Annotated in this window: 16 protein-coding genes; 5 read left to right on the top strand and 11 right to left on the bottom strand. The window is 43.6% G+C overall.

Going from position 1 to position 20,682, the window contains the following annotated elements; all coding sequences use genetic code 11:
* Positions 1 to 48: 48 nt before the first annotated feature.
* Entirely contained in the window at positions 49 to 1,158 is a 1,110-nt protein-coding gene (locus GSQ19_RS10710) for an S-(hydroxymethyl)glutathione dehydrogenase/class III alcohol dehydrogenase (RefSeq protein WP_011317936.1), read from the top strand.
* Between the two features lie 64 nt (positions 1,159 to 1,222).
* Here the strand turns inward: GSQ19_RS10710 and GSQ19_RS10705 are convergent, their stop codons facing one another.
* Entirely contained in the window at positions 1,223 to 1,852 is a 630-nt protein-coding gene (locus GSQ19_RS10705; protein WP_011317935.1) for a Uma2 family endonuclease, read from the bottom strand.
* Positions 1,853 to 2,026: 174 nt separating this feature from the next.
* On the opposite strand from GSQ19_RS10705, the gene fghA reads away from it, so the two are divergent.
* Together fghA and GSQ19_RS10695 are read left to right on the top strand one after the other, a co-directional pair.
* Complete coding sequence (gene fghA, locus GSQ19_RS10700) at positions 2,027 to 2,863, top strand: S-formylglutathione hydrolase (RefSeq protein WP_011317934.1); 837 nt, start codon at positions 2,027 to 2,029, stop codon at positions 2,861 to 2,863.
* A 342-nt stretch (positions 2,864 to 3,205) separates the two neighbouring features.
* Complete coding sequence (locus tag GSQ19_RS10695) at positions 3,206 to 7,558, top strand: ATP-binding protein (protein WP_412104734.1); 4,353 nt, start codon at positions 3,206 to 3,208, stop codon at positions 7,556 to 7,558.
* Between the two features lie 190 nt (positions 7,559 to 7,748).
* Here the strand turns inward: GSQ19_RS10695 and GSQ19_RS10690 are convergent, their stop codons facing one another.
* The gene (locus tag GSQ19_RS10690; RefSeq protein WP_011317932.1) at positions 7,749 to 8,165 is read right to left on the bottom strand and encodes a hypothetical protein; all 417 of its coding nucleotides are present in this window, start codon (positions 8,163 to 8,165) and stop codon (positions 7,749 to 7,751) included.
* 545 nt (positions 8,166 to 8,710) lie between these two features.
* On the opposite strand from GSQ19_RS10690, the gene glgP reads away from it, so the two are divergent.
* Positions 8,711 to 10,924 carry an alpha-glucan family phosphorylase gene (glgP, locus tag GSQ19_RS10685; protein WP_011317931.1) on the top strand — a complete coding sequence of 738 codons (2,214 nt, stop codon included), beginning with the start codon at positions 8,711 to 8,713 and terminating at the stop codon, positions 10,922 to 10,924.
* A gap of 164 nt (positions 10,925 to 11,088) precedes the next feature.
* Here glgP and GSQ19_RS10680 read toward each other — a convergent pair whose 3' ends face one another.
* The 6 genes from GSQ19_RS10680 to GSQ19_RS10655 form a co-directional block, all read right to left on the bottom strand.
* On the bottom strand, positions 11,089 to 11,277 hold the full coding sequence (locus tag GSQ19_RS10680) for a PIN domain-containing protein (RefSeq protein ID WP_224311940.1): 189 nt from the start codon (positions 11,275 to 11,277) through the stop codon (positions 11,089 to 11,091).
* On the bottom strand, positions 11,267 to 11,521 hold the full coding sequence (locus GSQ19_RS10675) for a UPF0175 family protein (RefSeq protein ID WP_011317930.1): 255 nt from the start codon (positions 11,519 to 11,521) through the stop codon (positions 11,267 to 11,269). The genes GSQ19_RS10680 and GSQ19_RS10675 overlap by 11 nt, the downstream gene beginning before the upstream one ends.
* A gap of 108 nt (positions 11,522 to 11,629) precedes the next feature.
* Positions 11,630 to 12,004 carry a hypothetical protein gene (locus GSQ19_RS10670; protein ID WP_011317929.1) on the bottom strand — a complete coding sequence of 125 codons (375 nt, stop codon included), beginning with the start codon at positions 12,002 to 12,004 and terminating at the stop codon, positions 11,630 to 11,632.
* Between the two features lie 14 nt (positions 12,005 to 12,018).
* The gene (locus GSQ19_RS10665) at positions 12,019 to 12,402 is read right to left on the bottom strand and encodes a papain fold toxin domain-containing protein (protein WP_011317928.1); all 384 of its coding nucleotides are present in this window, start codon (positions 12,400 to 12,402) and stop codon (positions 12,019 to 12,021) included.
* Between the two features lie 123 nt (positions 12,403 to 12,525).
* The gene (gene nifJ, locus GSQ19_RS10660; RefSeq protein ID WP_011317927.1) at positions 12,526 to 16,098 is read right to left on the bottom strand and encodes a pyruvate:ferredoxin (flavodoxin) oxidoreductase; all 3,573 of its coding nucleotides are present in this window, start codon (positions 16,096 to 16,098) and stop codon (positions 12,526 to 12,528) included.
* Positions 16,099 to 16,522: 424 nt separating this feature from the next.
* Entirely contained in the window at positions 16,523 to 16,966 is a 444-nt protein-coding gene (locus GSQ19_RS10655) for a YidH family protein (protein WP_011317926.1), read from the bottom strand.
* A gap of 384 nt (positions 16,967 to 17,350) precedes the next feature.
* Here GSQ19_RS10655 and GSQ19_RS10650 point away from each other — a divergent pair, with 384 nt between their 5' ends.
* Entirely contained in the window at positions 17,351 to 18,343 is a 993-nt protein-coding gene (locus tag GSQ19_RS10650; RefSeq protein WP_011317925.1) for a methyltransferase domain-containing protein, read from the top strand.
* Here GSQ19_RS10650 and GSQ19_RS10645 read toward each other — a convergent pair whose 3' ends face one another.
* Genes GSQ19_RS10645 through GSQ19_RS10635 form a run of 3 tightly spaced genes read right to left on the bottom strand, consistent with a single transcriptional unit; the run spans position 18,344 to position 20,679 of the window.
* Positions 18,344 to 18,568: a FeoA family protein gene (locus GSQ19_RS10645; protein WP_010996278.1), complete on the bottom strand. Its 225-nt coding sequence runs from the start codon at positions 18,566 to 18,568 to the stop codon at positions 18,344 to 18,346.
* Position 18,569: 1 nt separating this feature from the next.
* Positions 18,570 to 20,033: a ferrous iron transporter B gene (locus GSQ19_RS10640; protein ID WP_011317924.1), complete on the bottom strand. Its 1,464-nt coding sequence runs from the start codon at positions 20,031 to 20,033 to the stop codon at positions 18,570 to 18,572.
* Between the two features lie 25 nt (positions 20,034 to 20,058).
* Positions 20,059 to 20,679 carry a FeoB small GTPase domain-containing protein gene (locus tag GSQ19_RS10635; RefSeq protein WP_011317923.1) on the bottom strand — a complete coding sequence of 207 codons (621 nt, stop codon included), beginning with the start codon at positions 20,677 to 20,679 and terminating at the stop codon, positions 20,059 to 20,061.
* Positions 20,680 to 20,682 lie beyond the last annotated feature (3 nt).

Here is a 20,682-nt window from a genome sequence, read left to right as displayed (position 1 = left end):
CAGGTAAGGGCTTTTTTTGAATTTTGAATTGATGAGGAGGGCTAACTCGTGGAAGTGAAAGCAGCAATAGCTTACGGCGCGGGTAAGCCGTTGACAATTGAAACCGTTCAACTAGAGGGGCCAAAAGCTGGGGAAGTATTGGTTGAAGTTAAAGCCAGTGGCGTTTGCCATACCGATGCTTACACCCTTTCAGGAAATGATCCCGAAGGTTTGTTCCCCGCCATTTTAGGACATGAAGGCGCGGGGGTAGTAGTAGATGTGGGCGCTGGTGTTACCAGTGTCAAACCAGGGGATCATGTGATTCCTCTCTACACCCCAGAATGTCGCCAATGTGCCTATTGTTTAAGCTTTAAGACTAATCTGTGTCAAGCCATTCGTGGTACTCAAGGACGTGGTGTGATGCCCGATGGGACTAGTCGTTTTAGTCTCAATGGGCAGATGATTCATCATTATATGGGTACATCTACGTTTGCTAACTACACAGTCCTACCAGAAATTGCTGTAGCCAAGATTCGGGAAGATGCACCATTTGACAAGGTTTGTTACATTGGCTGTGGTGTAACGACAGGTATCGGTGCAGTAATTTATACAGCCAAAGTGGAAGCAGGGGCGAATGTCGTAGTTTTTGGCTTGGGGGGTATTGGTTTAAACGTCATCCAAGGGGCGCGGATGGTGGGAGCTAATATGATTGTCGGCGTAGATATTAATCCCAGTAAACGGGCTTTAGCTGAGAAATTTGGGATGACACATTTTGTGAATCCCCAGGAAGTAGAAGGTGACTTGGTTGCTTATTTGGTGGATTTAACTAAAGGCGGCGCTGATTACAGTTTTGAATGTATTGGTAATGTCAAAGTGATGCGTCAAGCATTAGAATGCTGTCACAAAGGTTGGGGTGTGAGTGTCATTATTGGTGTTGCTGGTGCAGGACAAGAAATTAGTACTCGTCCCTTTCAATTAGTGACTGGGCGTGTGTGGAAAGGTTCAGCCTTCGGTGGTGCGAGAGGGCGCACAGATGTGCCGAAAATTGTTGATTGGTATATGGATGGAAAGATAAATATTGATGATTTAATTACTCATGTGATGCCGATTGAAAAAATTAATGATGCTATGGATTTGATGCACAGAGGTGAATCAATTCGCAGTGTGGTGACGTTTTAATAGTTAGATTGTAATCAGAGTGGGTAATACCCAACTTGATTATATAGAGGCAGGTGCGATCGCCTTACCCCATCTGTCCTCGTACCCATTCCCTAATTACTTGTCGAAAAACCCGCCTTCCCGCCATGCGGTATCTTTCAATTAGTGATGGAATTTCTTGAATATTTAAATTAGGAAATACTAAACTTGTTTCGGTTTGGATATATTTCTCACCTTGCAATTGGTAAATTTTGATGTCTCCAGCATCATAACACCAGATTTCAGGCACACCTAACCGAACATAGAGAGGAAATCTATCTAATGATTTACTCGTAACATCAATTTCTAAAGCTAAATCTGGAGGTGGGTCTTGATTTAAATCAAACTTGAGCTTACCTCTAATTAAGGCTTCATTTTGGAAATAAAAGCAATTGTCAGATTCTATCCCAGCCTTTTTTAATTCTCGTTTCCAGGTGGTTGAACCATAACATTCATAATCTAACTCTAAAACTTCAGCCGTATCTTTGATAATGTCACCAATTATTTCTTTATAATATTCGTGTTCTGGTAATGGGGTCATAATCTCTAAAGTGCCATCATCGTAAGCAATTCTAGCTGCTCTACTTTCACCTAAATTTACTAATAAATTCTCAAATTGTTGCCAACTAATATTATGGAGAACTACCCGATCAGCACGAAGTTCAGTTAACAGCATATTTCCTCGCAGCATCAGTGAGTATTAGGCTGAGGAGTGTCAACCTACTTCATTTTATCAATGATGATTGATAAATATTTTCCAACCCTAAACCACCCTCTTCCCACGGAACTTTCAACGATGAGCGATCGCTTCTATCCGGGTATACCTACAACAGATAATTTAATTAAGTAGATGAATAATCTCAAACTGATCTCCGAATATCAAAGCTTTGGCGGTAAACTCGGCTTTTATTCTCATCCGTCTTTTACTTGTAACGGGGAAATGCGTTTTGCTGTTTATCAGCCACCGCAAGCAGCCGAAAAACCTCTACCGATCCTCTATTTTCTCTCTGGGTTGACTTGTACAGAAGAGAATTTTATGGCTAAATCTGGGGCGCAACGTTACGCGGCTGAGTACGGATTAATTTTGGTTGCGCCGGATACTAGCCCCCGCAATACTGGGATTGCTGGTGAGGATGACGAGTGGGATTTTGGTACAGGTGCGGGTTTTTATGTGGATGCGACGGAAGAACCTTGGCGATCGCACTACCAAATGTATAGTTATATTGTGCAAGAATTACCTGCTTTGATTGCGGCTAATTTCCCTATACAAGCAGAAAAACAAGGGATTTTTGGTCACTCAATGGGTGGACATGGGGCGCTGGTCTGTGCTTTGCGTAATCCCCATATTTTCAAATCTGTGTCGGCTTTTGCACCGATTGTTGCACCTATAGGCTGTCCGTGGGGTCAAAAGGCTTTTAGTCGTTATCTGGGCAATAATCAAGCAAGTTGGCGGGCTTATGATGCTAGTGAATTAGTCAAACAGTTGGGATATCACAGCCAAATTCTCATAGACCAAGGTACATCTGATAAATTTTTAACTGAACAATTGTTAACAGATGTATTCGCCCAAGCTTGTAAAGCAGTTAACCAACCGCTTAACTTACGTTATCAAACAGGCTATGACCACAGTTATTATTTTATTGCTAGTTTTATAGAAGATCATATCCGCCATCATGCGTTGGCTTAGCCTGCTGTAGGCATCGCCTTGGAGAAGTTTTAGAATATATGTGTTGAAAAAATCCTTCAGTTGGGCGATGGCGTAACCGCAAGAGCGTAGCTGAGAGCCAATCTCTTACCGCCAATTCATCCCACTTTTGTTGATTTATGTCATATAGAAGAAAAAATCCTTAGGATTAATCAGAAAATTTAACTCTACAGCTAGATTAATCACTCTAGGCTCATGGCAGACAATTTATACAGCGCTTATATGGTGTTATATTCTACATCGGTTTTCTTGTGATAGCTACGACTAAAAAGACAATAGCTCTGGCTTAACCGATGCTTTGCACTTTATTCGGGAGCTGTAACTGTGACCCATGAGATCAACTCTAATACCTCTGAAAATCTCTTTATCGGTGACAGCGAAATGGCAGCACTGATGCGATCGCGCGACTGGTCGCAAACGTCTCTCGGTGCGGTGGAAACTTGGTCACAGAGCTTGAAAACAGCCGTACGCATTATGTTGACTTGTCGCCAAGCTATGTTTGTTTGGTGGGGAAACAACCTAATCAACCTCTACAACGATGCCTATAGAGCGATTCTCGGCGGTAAACATCCAGAGGCTCTAGGTCAAAGAGCTGCCGTCGTCTGGCAAGAAATTTGGGATCAAGTGGGGCCTCGTGCAGAAACAGCGCTCTTTCAAAATCAGGGTACTTACGATGAAGCCTTGCTGCTGATTATGGAACGTAATGGCTACCCAGAGGAAACCTACTACACTTTTTCCTATAGTCCTGTTCCCAATGATGATGGCGGCATCGGTGGTATTATCTGCGCCAATACAGAAGATACATCCCGCATTATTGGAGAGCGCCAATTGGCACTGTTAAAGGATCTGGCAGCCAAAACGGCAGACGCTCAAACATTTGATGAAGCCTGCATTTTCAGCACCAAATGTCTGGCAACTAACCCCTACGATCTGCCCTTTGCGATGATTTATCTGGTTGATCCAAAGCAGCAGTGTGTGACTTTAGCCGGAACTTGCGGAATTGAGCGAGGACACCAAGCTGTTCCTGAAACAGTTGCCCTAGAAGAAAATTCTTTTTGGCGCTTTGCAGAGGTGTTAACAACTCATAAACCCTATCTGATCTCTGATTTACAATTACAATTCCCTGATCTGCCAACGGGAGCCTGGAATAGACCACCCCATCAGGCGGCTGTAGTACCCATCGCACCATCGGGACGCATGGGCAAAGCTGGGGTATTAGTGGCGGCTTTAAACCCATTTCGCCTGTTTGATGATAACTATCAAGGATTTCTAAATTTAGTTTCGGCGCAAATTGCTGCCAGTATTGGCAATGCTCAAGCCTATGAGGAAGAACGCAAACGCGCCGAAAAGTTAGCAGAACTCGATCGCGCCAAAACCACTTTCTTTAGCAATGTTTCCCACGAATTTCGGACTCCCTTGACTTTAATGTTGAGTCCGTTAGAAGAGCTATTGACAGCAGATGATCTGTCACAAGAGCAACGACAGGAAATGACCTTGATCCATCGCAATGGCTTACGCCTGTTGAAGTTGGTAAATACATTACTAGATTTTTCTCGTATTGAAGCCGGACGAGTGCAAGCGGTTTATGAACCCACAGACTTATCCACTTTCACCGCCGAATTAGCCAGTATCTTTCGCTCGGCGATCGAGCAAGCAGGCTTACAGTTTAGTGTCACCTGTGAACCACTGCCAGAATTAGTCTATGTTGATCGCCAAATGTGGGAGAAGATTATCCTCAATCTCCTCTCGAATGCCTTTAAATTCACCTTTTCCGGAGCGATCGCCCTTACCCTGCGGCAGGTACAGCACCAAGTAGAAATCACAGTCACTGATACAGGGATTGGAATTCCTCAAGCAGAATTACCCCACTTGTTTGAGCGGTTTCACCGCGTCGAGGGAGCGCGGGGCAGAACCCAAGAAGGTTCAGGAATTGGACTAGCATTAGTACAGGAGTTAGTGCGCCTGCATGGTGGTCAGGTGCAAGTTGATAGCCTTGAAGGTCTAGGCACTACCTTTACTATCACCGTGCCGATGGGAATAGCCCACTTACCACCTGAACGAATTCAGGCAACACGAACCTTAGTTTCTACTGCATTAGGTGCGGCTCCTTACATTGAAGAAGCTTTAAGCTTGTTACCAGCAATAAAGAATAGTGAGGCATCATATTTATCACCGCTCACCCATAACCTATCTTCCTCTGCCCGTATTCTTCTGGTCGATGACAACGCCGATATGCGGGAATATGTGAAGCGATTGCTGAGTAGACATTATGTGGTAGAGACTGCCACCGACGGTCTGGCGGCATTAGAGGCGTTGGCTGATCATCTACCGGATTTGGTGCTAACGGATGTGATGATGCCCCGTCTGGATGGCTTTGGTCTGCTCAGTGCCTTGCGGAGTAACAATCGCACCCGTGAAATTCCCATCATTTTGCTTTCTGCCAGAGCCGGAGAAGAGGCAAAAGTGGAAGGATTAGAAGCTGGAGCCGATGATTATCTGATTAAGCCGTTTTCTGCCCGTGAACTATTAGCGCGAGTTGAAGCAACATTAAAGCTGGCGCAATTACGGCGAGATGCTATGGAGCAGCAGCAGACCTTGCGACAAGAAGCAGAAACAGCAAAGCAGAATGTGGAAACTATCTTGTCAAGTATTAATGATGGCTTTTATGTCCTCGATCGCGACTGGCGATTTACCTATGTCAACGATCGCTTGTGCAAGATAATTAGCATGGAACGCGAGGATATTCTCAATCACAGCATTTGGGATTTATTTGCAGATACTATTGGCACTGATATTGATCTTCAATTTCAACGAGCGTTTAATGAACAAACATCAGTCCAGTTTGAGTATCTTTATGTCACCTGGAATCGTTGGTATGAACACCGGGTTTATCCTTCGCCTGATGGACTGACGGTTTTTGCTGCTGATATCACCGAACGCAAACAAGCTGAACTGGAACGCGAACAACTGCTAGCCCTTGAACGCCACTACATTAACCAATTGCAGGGATTGACTAGAGCCGCACTGGCAATTAACTCTGCCCTTTCCGTAGAGCAAGTTTTGCAGGTGATTACAGATCAGGCAGCATCAATCATTGGTTCTCACCAATCTGTTACGAGTATGACCATCGGCCAGAACTGGTCACAGGCAATTAGCGCCATTTTCTTATCTGATAAGTATACTCAGTGGCAAAATTATGATGTAAAGCCAGATAGATCAGGTATCTATGGCTGTGTCGGCCATCTCAATCGCCCAATGCGGATGACGCAAGCCGAACTAGAGGCACATCCACAGTGGCGAGGCTTTGGCAAAGAGGCAAAAAACCATCCCCCTCTGCGTGGCTGGCTGGCGGCTCCCCTGGTAGGGCGGAACGGGCAAAACATTGGCTTGATTCAGCTTTCAGACAAATATGACGGTGAATTTACTGCCGCAGACGAAGCAGTCCTGGTGCAGTTAGCACAAATGGCTTCTGTGTCCGTGGAAAATGTCAGGTTATACGAAGCTGAAAAACAAGCACGGTCGGCAGCCGAAGCCTCACGAGAAGAAGCCGAAGCGGCAAACCGGATTAAAGATGAATTTTTAGCCGTGCTGTCCCACGAATTGCGATCGCCCCTCAACCCGATTCTGGGTTGGTCAAGACTGTTGCAAAATGGCAAGCTAGACGAAGCAAAAGCCAAACAAGCTGTGAATATCATCGAGCGTAATGCCAAGCTGCAAGTCGAATTGATTGAAGACCTCTTAGATATCTCGCGGATTCTACAGGGGAAACTCAGCCTAACAAGCAGCCCGATTAATTTAGCATCAGTGATTAAAGGGGCGATCGAAACTGTACGACTGGCAGCAGAAGCTAATTCCATTCGTATTGAAGTCAATCTTGATGGGGAAATAGGACTAGTTTCTGGCGACTCAACCCGCTTACAGCAAGTGATGTGGAACTTGCTCTCTAATGCTGTTAAGTTTACACCCACAGGTGGTTTGGTGGAGATACGCTTAGAACAAGTTGGTAATCAAGCTCAAATTAGCGTTAGTGATACTGGTAAAGGTATTTCTCCCGATTTTATACCTTATGTGTTTGATTATTTTCGCCAAGCAGATAGCGCCACTACTCGGAAATTTGGTGGGCTAGGATTGGGTTTGGCGATCGTGCGTCATTTAGTTGAGCTACATGGTGGCACTATTCACGCAGAGAGTCAGGGTGAAGGTATGGGAGCTACATTCACCCTGAAGTTGCCACTCTTACCTACTCAGCTGACTGTCAATCCAGATTCTCCATTGTTAGAACTATCCCTGGGTTTACATGGTATCCAAGTTTTAGTAGTAGATGATGATACCGATACACGCGAATTTGTGGCTTTTCTCTTGGAACAAGCAGGGGCAAGGGTAATCACAGCAGTTTCCGCGCTTGAAGCATTGCAAGTCTTTACCCAATCCCCACCCGATATCCTCCTGAGTGATATCGGGATGCCAGACATGGACGGCTATATGTTGATGCGGCAGATCAGAGCCTTGCCACCAGATCAGGGCGGAAAGATTCCGGCGATCGCCCTAACAGCCTATGCTGGGGAAATAGACGAAAAGCGGGCATTAAAAGTGGGGTTTCAAAGGCATATTTCTAAGCCAGTAGACCCAGACAATTTAATTAGGGCGATCGTTAACTTAATTGATATAAAAATTTAAATGTAGCTTGGGTGGAGAACAGAACCCAAAATTATACAAGATGATGGGTAACGCTATCGCTCTACTCATCCTACAAATAATTTTGTCTTTGCGCTTATTAGTGAATGGGAATGTCCCAAATTTTAAAAACTTTGGGACATTAATGCTCAATTAAGCTACAACCGAGCCTAATATACTGAAAGCGGAGGGATTAGTAACCAAACCAGTTACGATTCCAGTCATCACGACGGTTATTATTCCAATCATCACGACGGTTGTTATCCCAGCGACGGTTGTTATCCCAGCGACGGTTGTTATCCCAGCGACGGTTGTTGTCCCAGCGACGGTTGTTGTCCCAACGACGGTTGTTATCCCAGTCGTTACGACGGTGATTATTCCGGTGGCGACGGTCATTATCTCGATAGCGACGGTCATTGTCGCGGTCATAGCGGATATTATCCCAGTCTTCACGACGGTCGTTATCTCGGTTATAGCGACGATTATCTTGTCTACCTAGCTCAAAAATAGAAAATGCTGGTGTGTTCGCGTCAGCCTTGGGGGAAATAGCCAAAGCTGAAGCGGATGCTATCAAACCAACAAGAAAAACAGAGGTAATGCGATTGATCATATGAGTCTAGAGTTATTGTTTGTAAGTTCTCCAAGCCCAGTCAATTTACGCAAAACAGATTCCACATGGCTTTCCATCAAACCGATTAATCTTCACTAGCTGAAAAGGTCTTCTTGGATGCAGAGAATTTTTTTGCCTCTAATACAATTTTGCTAATAAGGTTTTGCTTGGCAACACTATATTGTTATATATTTAAATATTTTTTTACAAAAGAATAAATAAATTAAAATTTAGTGCGTGGTATCGATATAAAACAACATCAAAAATTCTCATAAATAATGGTAGTCTCTACAAGATATAAAGAATAAACATCACTAATTTTAGGTAAGTTTTGATGTCAAAAAAATCCCCCTAATTCAGGTGTTAGTTAACTACTTGAAACTCAACACAAATCAACCTGAATGGCGTTGGCTGGGGGTAGATGATGAGTGAAATCGAGAAAAAATAAGACGTTTACTAATGCTGTGTTGTCAACCATACAGCAAGAAAGTATTTCTTTGATAACCGTAAGTATCTCACACGTAATTTCCAAAGCGTAGAATTTTATGTCTCAGAGCAGTGCAAATACAGCAGCCTTACATTTAAGCGAAAAGCTACCTTTTTCCCTAAAGCGATTAGCAGATTTAGCTTACAACTATTGGTGGAGTTGGAGCGGCGATCGCCTAGCATTATTTCAAGCCATTGATCCCCAAGAGTGGGAACGCTGCGGACATAACCCAGTGGCAATTTTAGAGTCAGTCAGTTACGAACGCCTCACCCAGTTAGCTGAAGACCCGTTTTATCTCAAGCAAGTTTCTGCCTTGGCGCAGGAGTTTGACCAATATATCAACCAGAAAGATACTTGGGTGAGTAGAATCGCCCCCCAAGTTTCCCACGAAAACCCCGTTGCTTATTTTTGTGCCGAATTTGGTATTCATGAATCTCTGCCAATTTACTCTGGTGGTTTGGGGATTTTGGCTGGGGATCACCTAAAATCGTCATCGGATTTGGGTGTACCGTTGGTGGGTATTGGCTTGCTGTATCGCCAAGGTTATTTTCGTCAACGCTTGAGCCGTCAAGGTTGGCAAGAAGATTATTATGTGGATAATTCCTTCCACCGGATGCCCATTGAGTTGATTAAAAATGAGCATGGGGAACCACTAACAATTCAATTGGAGATTCGCCAGCGCCAGGTAACAGTGCAAATCTGGCGAGTGCAAGTAGGTAGGGTAAGTTTATATTTACTCGATAGCGATCGCCATGACAATGATCCCATTGACCGTTGGTTAACAGGACATTTGTATGGTGGGAATACAGAAACCCGCATCGCCCAAGAAGTCGTCCTGGGGATTGGCGGTGTCCGGGCGTTGCAAGCCTTGGGAATCAAACCTTCTGTCTATCACCTCAACGAAGGTCACGCCGCTTTCTGTACCCTAGAAATTGCCCGTCTGGAAATCGAACGCACAGGTAAATCCTTCTACGACATTGAAGCCAGTGTGCGGAATAGTTGCGTCTTCACCACCCATACACCAGTTCCCGCCGGTCATGATGTCTTCTCCCCGGATTTAATAGACTCCTTCTTTGCCCACTACTGGACACAATTACGCCTCTCCCGCGAACAATTCTTAGCTTTAGGCGCACGGCGATTAGGTGACCCTTGGGAACCCTTCGGTATGACCGTTTTAGCCCTGCGGATGTCTCGCGCTTGTAACGGTGTGAGTGAACTACATGGTCAAGTATCCCGCAAGATGTGGACTGTCCTTTATCCCCAACGCACAGAAGAGAAAGTCCCCATTGGTTACATTACCAATGGTGTACACGCACCCACTTGGACAGCACCCTTATTAGCCGACTTATATAATCAATACTTAGGTGCGGACTGGAGAACTCGCGCCATTGATCCCCAAACGTGGGCAAAAGTTGACGATATCCCCAATGAGGAATTATGGTCACGCCATCTCATCCTCAAAGAAAGATTAGTCGCATATACCCGTTATAAAGTCAGAAAGTCACGGGAACATCGGGGTGAAGACCACAGACTAATTCAAGCCAGTGATAGTCTACTTGATCCCAAAATCTTGACAATTGGTTTTGCTAGACGCTTCAGCCCTTACAAACGTGGCGATTTAATTTTACGTGACGCAGAACGAGCATTACGCATTTTTAGCAACGCTGAACGTCCAGTGCAGATAGTATTCGCCGGCAAAGCCCACCCAGCAGATGAAGAAGGTAAGCGGATTATCCAACGCTTGATGGAATGGTGTCATAATTCAGGCATTATTAACCGCGTCGCCTTTATTGAAGATTACGACATTTACACCGGGCAGAAATTAGTCCAAGGCGTGGATGTGTGGTTAAACAATCCCCGTCGTCCTCTAGAAGCATCGGGAACAAGTGGACAGAAAGTCTGCTTTAACGGTGGGATTAATTGCAGCGTCCTTGACGGTTGGTGGTGTGAAGGTTATCAAGCCGACGCAAATGGTAAAGGCTTAAATGGTTGGGCGATTGGTGAAGATGCTCACACCAGCGACCAAGAATTACAAGACCGCATTGATTCCCAATCCCTGTATAAGTTGCTAGAAGAGGAAATTGTACCTCTATACTACGACCAAGATGCCAACGGGATTCCCCATCGTTGGGTGCAAGTCATGAAAGCATCCATCAAAACCAATGCACCATTATTTAATACAGACAGAATGATTGCTGACTACGTTACACAAGTGTATGTACCAGAAATCTCTACTGTTGTACCACCAATTTTAGCTAAAGTTCTGCTGTAGCTAATAATCTAAGTTTCCTGGTTCGGTAGAGGGGTAGATATACTACCCCTTTTTTTGGTAATTATTGATAATTCAGGACTTACGCAAGTGTCACACTTGGTGGTTGGTGCGTGACGCTATAAGTCTCATGACTAGGTTCAAGTCTTCTCGGTGCGTCACACACCCTACAGGAAAAATATGCCAGTTGCGTATGGCAATAATTTTGATGGGGTGTCATTTTTCGTTGTAATTTCTTCAATAACACCTGATGGTACTAAAATTTCTGCAAATAATTGTGGGATTAATTGAGCTTGTTGACTTTTTAAAAGAACAATTAAAGGTGAAGAGTTAATAATGACGCGACTAATCGGCATTCATCAGTTCCTCTGCTAATTCTTGAGCCGTATATTGCATAAAATCCACTTGATAGCGTGCTAAAGCATTGATAAATTCAGTACGAGTCAATCCAGAAATTTCTGCTGCTTTAGCTTGTGATATTTCACCCAATTCATACCATTTAACTGCTACCGCAATTCGCATTTCTTGAACTAATTCTTCAGGGTTTTTGCGGAGTGCTGAAAATACTGTTTCTGGTAATTGAATTGCTACAGTTCGCATAAAATTATAATTTATACTTGTTTTATATTTTGACTATAGAGCAATTTTAAAGACTTACAATAGCTTGGGTTTTAAGCCTCTCGTCGATGCTGGGAAAAGTAATCATCGTTAAATGTTTGAATAATCTGGATTGCTTTTGGTGGTTAATTCTAAATTTGCAGTGTTTGTCACTCCATGAAGGAATTGTTCAAATAGTTGAAAAAATTTATAAAAAGCATCTTTTTCATCAGTAGAATTTGCGAGGATAATACTATCCCAACTTTGACTGGTATTAATATTAAATTTAATCTGTATCCATTCTTGAAAATTGTCAAAATTTTTTTCTTGTTTTGTACGCGGTAATCCTAATTCCATTCTCGCTTGACTATAACCGACCAATAACATATTTAATCTAGTGATAGAACAATGTCCTATATACATTCCTGGTCTTTGCTTAATTCTTTCTAATAAATGATAAAGATATTCATTTTTTACGTCTAACATATCTCTCAATATCCTTAAAATTCAATTTCTGTAATTTGAAATTGCTGACCAAAATGTACTAAGCCCTGAAACAAGAAATTTGCCATCCATTCATCTCTGGAAATTCCTGCGGGGTGGTGATTATCAAAGACCGTTTCTATACCATTAATAATAACGGCAATACCTTGATGACGACCATTAGTAGAGATAGCTTCTTCAGGAAATGCTTCATCATAAATAAAGCTGTTTGCTCCTGTGGATGCTCCTGTGTATAACTTAATCAGCTTGCCAGAGATTCTTTCGGAAATTAAGTAGTCTTTAATGGCTTGACTACATTCTACACATTGAAAGTTGTCATAGCTGCTGGCAATAGTATAAATTTGACGCAGTTGGTCGGGATTAAGAGAAATGAAATGCAACTCCAGTAAAAATGCAATATTGGCATTTTAATACACATTTCGCATCCAAGCATTTTACAAGTCTAGAGTCTGACAAAAATATTAATAGGTAATAGGCAATAACAACCCATTACCCATTACCCATTACCTATTTGCCAAATATTGATACATTTGCCAACGCGCATCAACTTCTGCTTGTGCTTGTTCTAGCAGTTGTTTAGCTAATTCTGGCTTACTTTTCGTCAGCATTTTGAAGCGGTTTTCTTGATACATTGATTGCTCTACTGATTGAGTAGGCGATCGCATATCTAACTGTAAGGGATTTTTGCCCTGTTGTTGCAACAGTGGATTATAACGATACAATAACCAGCGTCCTGATTCTACCAGGGCTTTTTGCTGGTTCATCCCCGTGGTCATGTTGATGCCGTGGGCGATGCAATGGCTGTAGGCAATAATTATTGATGGGCCGTCAAAGGCTTCTGCTTCCAAAAATGCCTTGAGTGTTTGGTCATCTTTTGCCCCTAATGCCACACTCGCTACATATACGTTACCGTAATTCATCGCCATTAAGCCCATATCTTTCTTTTGTGCAGGCTTACCACTGGCGGCGAACTTAGCGACGGCTGCTTTAGGGGTAGCTTTGGAAGATTGACCCCCGGTGTTAGAATACACTTCTGTATCCATCACCAAAATATTTACATTGCGACCACTAGCTAATATATGGTCGATACCGCCAAAGTCAATATCATACGCCCAACCATCACCGCCGATAATCCAGACGCTTTTCTTCACTAGGTAATCTGCTAAGGATTTGAGATTTTGGATTTTGGATTTGATGCTGGGGTCAAAAGTCTGGATTCCCTCTAACTGTTGCTTTAACAACGCTATTCTTTCGCGTTGTTCCCAGATATCAGCCTCAGTTTTCTGTTCTGCATTGAGGATGGACTGAACTAGATTATCTCCCACTTCTGCGCTGAACTGTTGCAAAAGTTCCGCCGCAAATTCCCCTTGTTTATCTAAAGAGAGACGATAACCAAAACCAAACTCGGCGTTATCTTCAAATAAACTATTAGACCAAGCCGGGCCTCGTCCTTCGTTGTTTTTCGTCCAGGGGGTGGTGGGGAGGTTTCCGCCGTAAATGGAAGAACAACCAGTGGCGTTGGCAATAACTGCGCGATCGCCAAATAATTGTGTTAATAGTTTTACATAAGGTGTCTCACCACAACCAGCGCAAGCACCGGAAAATTCAAATAGAGGTTCTTGCAGTTGTTGTTGGCGAATCTGGTTGAGTTTTAACTTGCGTCGGTCAGGATTGGGTAAATTCAAGAAGAAATCCCAATTATCCCTTTCTTGTTCCCTTAAAGGTAGCTGATTTGCCATGTTAATCGCCTTCAGGGATGGCTCGGATTTATTTTTGGCTGGGCAGACATTTACACAGATAGCGCAGCCTGTACAGTCTTCTGGAGCCACTTGGATAGTGAATTTTTGGTTAGCAAAGTCTCTATCTTTAGCATCCACTGACTTAAAAGTAGGTGGTGCATTCTCTAACTCACCCGGCTGATAAACCTTAGCGCGAATCGCCGCATGGGGACAAACCATCACACACTTACTACATTGCACGCAGACATCCGTGTCCCACACCGGAATTTCTTGCGCGACGTTGCGCTTCTCCCATTTAGCCGTACCTGTGGGAAATGTCCCATCAGGTGGTAGTGTACTTACAGGTAAGTCATCACCTTGCCACACCATGATTTTTCCCAGAATGTCCCGGACAAACTTGGGCGCGCTGGTGGGAAAGGGACTTTGGTTAGATAGGAGTGCTTCTTCATCTATCCATTTCCCTTTTTCCTCAATGGGAATTTTCACTTCATGTAAATTTTCTAGGGTCTGGTCTACCGCTTGCAGATTCATCCGGACAACTTCCACCCCTTTCTTACCATAAGTCTTTTCTATCGCTTGTTTTATTTTGGCGATCGCTTGCGCTTCTGGCAAGACCCCCGCCAAAGCAAAAAAGCACACCTGCATAATGGTGTTAATGCGTCCACCCATTCCACTGTCACGGGCGACTTGATTGGCGTTGATGACGTAAAGTTTGAGTTGCTTGTCCAGAATTTGCTGCTGTACTTTCAGGGGTAAATTTTCCCAAACAGCACCCGCATCATAAGGACTATTTAACAATATAGTCGCCCCTTGTGCAGCAGCTTTTAAAACTTCGATGCGTTCCAAAAAGCCCCAGTGATGACAACCAATAAAGTTGGCTTGGTCAATCAAGTAAGTGGAACGAATGGGTTGAGAACCGAAGCGCAGGTGAGAAACGGTCATGGAGCCGGATTTTTTGGAGTCGTAGACAAAATACCCTTGGGCGTAGTTGTCCGTCCCTTCCCCAATAATCTTAATTGAGTTTTTATTCGCCCCTACTGTACCATCGGAACCCAACCCGTAGAACATCGCCCGGACAACGTTATCCGGTTCAGTAGAGAAACTGGGGTCATATTCCAGGGATGTATGCGTTACATCATCATTAATCCCGATAGTAAAGTGATTCTTCGGCGTAGCTTGTGCCAAATTATCAAACACAGCCTTCACCATCGCCGGTGTAAATTCCTTCGACGAAAGCCCATACCTTCCACCCACAACCGTAGGTAACTTCCCCCCTACACCCCATCCTTCATGAATCGCTGTAACTACATCTTGATACAAAGGCTCTCCCGCGCTTCCCGGTTCCTTGGTGCGGTCGAGGACAGCTATCGCCTGTACACTATCGGGTAAAGCCTGAATAAATCTCTCTACATCCCAGGGGCGAAATAGTCGGACTTTGAGAACGCCTACCTTTTCACCACGGGCGTTGAGGTAATCTACTGTCTCATGTACTGTTTCACAGCCGGAACCCATGAGAATAATTACGCGATCGGCATCACTCGCGCCGTGGTATTCATATATTTGATAATATCTCCCCGTCCGTTCGCCGAATTTATCCATAATCCCTTGGACAATTTCCGGACAAGCGTTGTAGTAAGGGTTTGCACCTTCACGGGCTTGGAAAAACACATCAGGATTTTGGGCTGTACCCCGCAACAAAGGACTATCTGGAGTGAGGGCGCGGGCGCGGTGTGCAAATATTTTATCTTCATTAATGAGCGATCGCACATCATCATCTGATAAAAGTTCCACTTTCTGCACTTCATGGGAGGTACGGAAGCCATCAAAGAAATGCAAAAATGAAACCCTTGTATCTAAAGTAGCCGCATGGGCGATTAAAGCGAAATCGTGACTTTCCTGCACCGAAGCCGAACACAGCATCGCAAACCCCGTACCACGCGCCGCCATCACATCACTATGGTCGCCAAAAATTGATAGGGCGTGGGTAGCCAAGGAGCGCGCCGCAACGTGAACCACCATACTAGTCAGTTCACCCCCAATTTTGTAGAGATTGGGAATCATCAACAATAGCCCTTGAGATGCAGTGAAGGTAGTACTCAAGGAACCCGTTTGCAAAGCCCCATGCACCGCACCAGCCGCCCCGCCTTCGCTTTGCATCTGTACCACACTGGGAACCGTACCCCATAAGTTAGGACGACCTTCCGCCATCCAAGCATCAGCCCATTCACCCATTGCTGAAGAGGGGGTGATGGGATAGATAGCAATTACTTCATTCAGTTTATAAGCAACACGGGCAACAGCTTCATTGCCGTCAATAGTTGCAAAAGTTTGGCTCATAATTTTATCCTTGTCCTAGCCCTAAACTGCACTTTCAGAATGTAGAGATAGAAGAATGAGAAATAGCCAGAACCAGGGAATTAAATGTATTTAATGAATGGTAATAGGTAATAACTAATAGGTAATTGTTATTTACCATTACCAATTACCTATTTCACAGATATTATCAGTATGCAACAGGAAGTGATATCATTATCAAAATAAGTATTTATATGCGGCTTGCGGCTACTGATTCGACTTTCTACAAATATTCCATAGGTCAGTATCTCATCCGCAATACTTTATATATATGCCACCTATTAAAGATGTACTCTTTTAGTGAGTTACCCAATTAATCAGCTTTTTAGTTAATTAATTGCATTTTCTGGGGTAGAGGTTCGGGATGATTTCCACTATCTTTTAACTGTAGACTATTGACTATTGACTATTGACGAACATTTTCCGATTTTGGCTGCTTGAAAATAGAAGATGGTCGCGGTATAGATTGTTCCCGTAACAAGAGTAAAGGAATACTTAAAAACCCCAAAATTATCACGACTCCAGTCATCAACCATACTGCAAATCGATTGGGTCGATAGTCACCTCGTTCTATTTGCCAGAATACCTGATTATAACGCCATGCAGCTAGAGCGATCGCCAAAATTCCCACAAGTACTAAAGTAATCCCTAAATTCTCTGAGTTAAATAGAGGATGGACATAAGTTTCCTTTTGTGAAATTGCCGTATCAAGCTGACGCAAAAATAACCCAAATCTCGCAATAGCAAAACCAAAACCAATCAAGGCGATAGAAGTGCGTAACCAAGCTAAAAAAGTACGTTCATTCGCTTGATGCTCTCGCTGACGGTCTATTTTCGGCAGCTTATTCATAAAGTAATTGGTTCTTTGGCTTAGAGGAATACCAAAACTGAAATATTATCAGCAAAAGCTATTTTCTCTATCATTCGCTAGTAATAATTAACGTAAGGATTTCCAGTAAAAATATCCAAATGTAGGGTGCGTCAGTGCGATAGAACCTAACTATACTCAGAAATTATTCATACTGACGCACCATACCAGACCAGATAATTGATTTTTTGGTGTTCCTAAGTATCTGTAGGGTAGGCAATGCCCACCAAAACCCGGATATGGTGGGCATTGCCCACCCTACATACTACATACAGTTATAAGTAATGAGGTAGGCTTAAACTCTCCGAAGAAAGCAATGGGATAAGATTGTATATAAATATTAAGGCTCATTAAGGCTCTATTTTCATGAATTGGTTGTTTTCTACACTGGTATTTTTCCTAACACTACTGGCAGCAGGTATTGCGTTATATCTCATTACTGCTAGACGTTATCAATCATCTAACTCCGTAGCCAATTCCTACGACCAGTGGACTGAAGACGGTATTTTAGAGTTTTACTGGGGCGAACACATCCATTTAGGTCATTATGGTTCGCCACCGCAAAGGAAAGATTTTCTGGCAGCTAAATCTGATTTTGTCCATGAAATGGTGCGTTGGGGTGGTTTGGATAAATTACCCCCTGGTACTACCCTGTTAGATGTTGGTTGTGGAATTGGGGGAAGTAGTCGCATTTTGGCACGGGATTATGGATTTGCCGTTACAGGTATCACCATCAGCCCCCAACAAGTCCAACGCGCCCAAGAATTAACACCTCAGGAACTGAATGCACAGTTTTTGGTGGATGATGCGATGGCGCTTTCTTCCCCAGATGGTAGTTTTGATGTAGTTTGGTCAATTGAAGCTGGCCCACATATGCCAGATAAAGCCATTTTTGCCAAAGAATTGATGCGGGTGCTAAAGCCTGGTGGAATCATGGTTTTAGCCGACTGGAATCAGCGAGACGATCGCCAAAAACCCCTAAATATTTGGGAGAAACCAGTAATGCAGCAACTACTAGATCAGTGGTCTCACCCGGCTTTTTCCAGCATCGAAGGCTTTTCTGAGCTTTTGGCCGCGACGGGATTAGTAGAAGGGGAGGTAATCACGGCAGACTGGACAAAACAAACACTCCCCTCTTGGCTGGATTCTATCTGGCAAGGAATAGTTAGACCAGAAGGATTAGTGCGTTTTGGTCTATCTGGTTTCATTAAATCTCTGCGAGAAGTACCCACCCTACTACTGATGAGGCTAGCATTTGGTATGGGACTCTGTAGATTTGGGATGTTCCGTGCTTTACGAGCTAACACTGTGACACCACCAGCAGAACAGACAACTGGGATCAAAGTTGCTCAAAGGTAATCAATTGCGAGATTCCACAAAAATACACTGTGCTGTTTCTCGATCCAAGGCGGTGCGGGTTCTGCCAACCATGATGATATAGGATGGAAAGCGTTGCTCTAGCACCAACTTGCTCCCCGGTAAAATCCCGAATGCCATCAGCTTTTGTAGTACTGCTTGATCTTGAGTTCGTAAACTTACTACCGTTTGCGGTTGACCGACTTTGACTGTTGATAAGGCGTTCATATTAAAAGTTCACTCCGAATAATATTAAGCCGAAGTTGACGACATATCCCATGAGGAAAGCAAAGGGAAAAATAAACAGTACTATTGCCAAAGTAGTTTTAGTTCCCCGTTCCTTAATCAGCATTTGCAATTGGGCAATACAGGGTAAAAACAAAGTTAAAACGATCGCAGCTATCACTAACTGATTACCTGTCAAACTTCCCTGTTGCTGCAAATCAAATAGTCCGGCTGCACCATAATCTCGGCGAAAGAAGCCGTAGAGAAATATGGGCGCTGCTTGTTTTGGCATTCCCAATGCCAAGGTGAGAGGTTCAATGGCGCGAATAATTACGTCAAATAATCCGGTTAAACGTCCCACCCAAATCAACACAGATGCCCAGATAAATAAGGGTAATACTTCCAGAAAATACCACTTCATCCGCACCCAGGTTTTAGTGAACACATTCCGTAATTTGGGCAGACGTAAAGGGGGAATTTCCATGTAAAACCTGCCGGAAGTACCAGGTAACAATCTGGCGGTGAGATATCCAACTATTAGGAAGATGGCGGTGATAAAACCTCCCCAAAACATTAAGGCGGCTGGTTTTTGTGCTAGTAGTCCCACAATCACACCCCACTGTGCAGCACAAGGTATGGCCAGGGAAAGTAAAAAGGTGGCAATTAATCGTTCACGTCTGGTTTCTAAGGTACGGGTAACTATTGTTGCCATTGTGTCGCACCCCAAGCCTAACACCATCGGAATGACTGCACGACCCGATAAACCAACGGATTTGAATAAGCGATCCAGCATTAAAGACAAACGTGGAAGATAGCCGCTATCTTCTAGTAACGAGAACATCAAGAAGTAAGTGGCAACTACAGGTAAAACGATCGCCGTAGCATAACGGATTCCCAAGGTGATAATGCCATAGTCATGAGCAATCAAGTCTTGAATTGGTCGCCAGGGAATGATTTGCGTCGTGATTTGGTTGACTAATGGGTTAATTTGTGTTTCAAAAAAGCTTTCGATGCGGTCAACCAGTTCCCCTGCACCAAATTCACCGACAAATTTGTAAACTCCGTAGTAAAGAATAACCACAAGAATAGGGAAGCCAGTAATAGGGTTGACTGTGAGTTGGTGGAGTGTTTCTGTAATTGACGATTGCGCTTCTCTAGTTTCATGCAAAACTGCTCTTTCTATTATCCGAGCCTGATTTTGACGAGTATTGGCGATCGCTAGTCCTAAAGGCTGATGAAGTTGATTTTGAGTAACAGTAATCAAAACTTCCAGATGACGACACTGTTCTTGGTCTTGTTGTAATATTTGCCATAATCCTGGGTCTTTCTGTAACAGCAATAAAGCCAGGCTACGAGGTGATAATGAGTAATTATGAAACAAATAGCGATTGCCCAATGTCTGCCACCACGATTCTAGTTGAGCGATTGCTGCTTCAATTGGTTCTGGATAGATAACTTGGCTAATCATGCCCTTTTCTCCTGATCTCAAATACTCACGCTGGTATCATGGCAACCTGAACTGGCAGGAGTGAGGCTATCCTATGTCGCAGTTCATCTATACCTTGGTTCAAAGCAGCCGCCATACAAACTACTGGAACTTCTAATTCCATCTCCAGCAAGTCTGGTCGTAAATCCAACCCCCAACGATGGGCTTCATCCATCATGTTGACAGCGAGTAAAATCGGCAGACCAGCTTCTATCAGTTGAAAAGTTAAAGGCAGCATTCTTCCCAAGTTTTTAGCATCTACCACATGAACCACAGCTGCTACAGGTTCTAAAAGCAATAAATCTCTGGCAACTTTTTCTTCTTCACTGATGGGTAATAGTGAATACATTCCTGGTGTATCAATCACTGTGATGCTTTGTTCCCCAATCTGCGCTAGTCCACGACTTACTTCTACAGTTGTACCGGGGTAATTAGAAACTGTGACATAAATTCCTGTTAGTGCATTGAACAACACACTCTTACCAACATTGGGCATTCCAACCAAAGCAATTTGGGGATTGTGGGAAACATCCTGAGTAAATGGTTGCTGATTTTTGGGGGAAAATAGCAATTTAGGCGATCGCTTTTTACACGATTGACCCTGAGATTTACATTTGTGACAATCCATCAA

The organism is Trichormus variabilis 0441, assembly GCF_009856605.1.
Lineage (GTDB): Bacteria > Cyanobacteriota > Cyanobacteriia > Cyanobacteriales > Nostocaceae > Trichormus > Trichormus variabilis.
The sequence above is the reverse complement of the archived record's forward strand: the minus strand, read 5'-3'. Positions and strand labels throughout refer to the sequence as shown.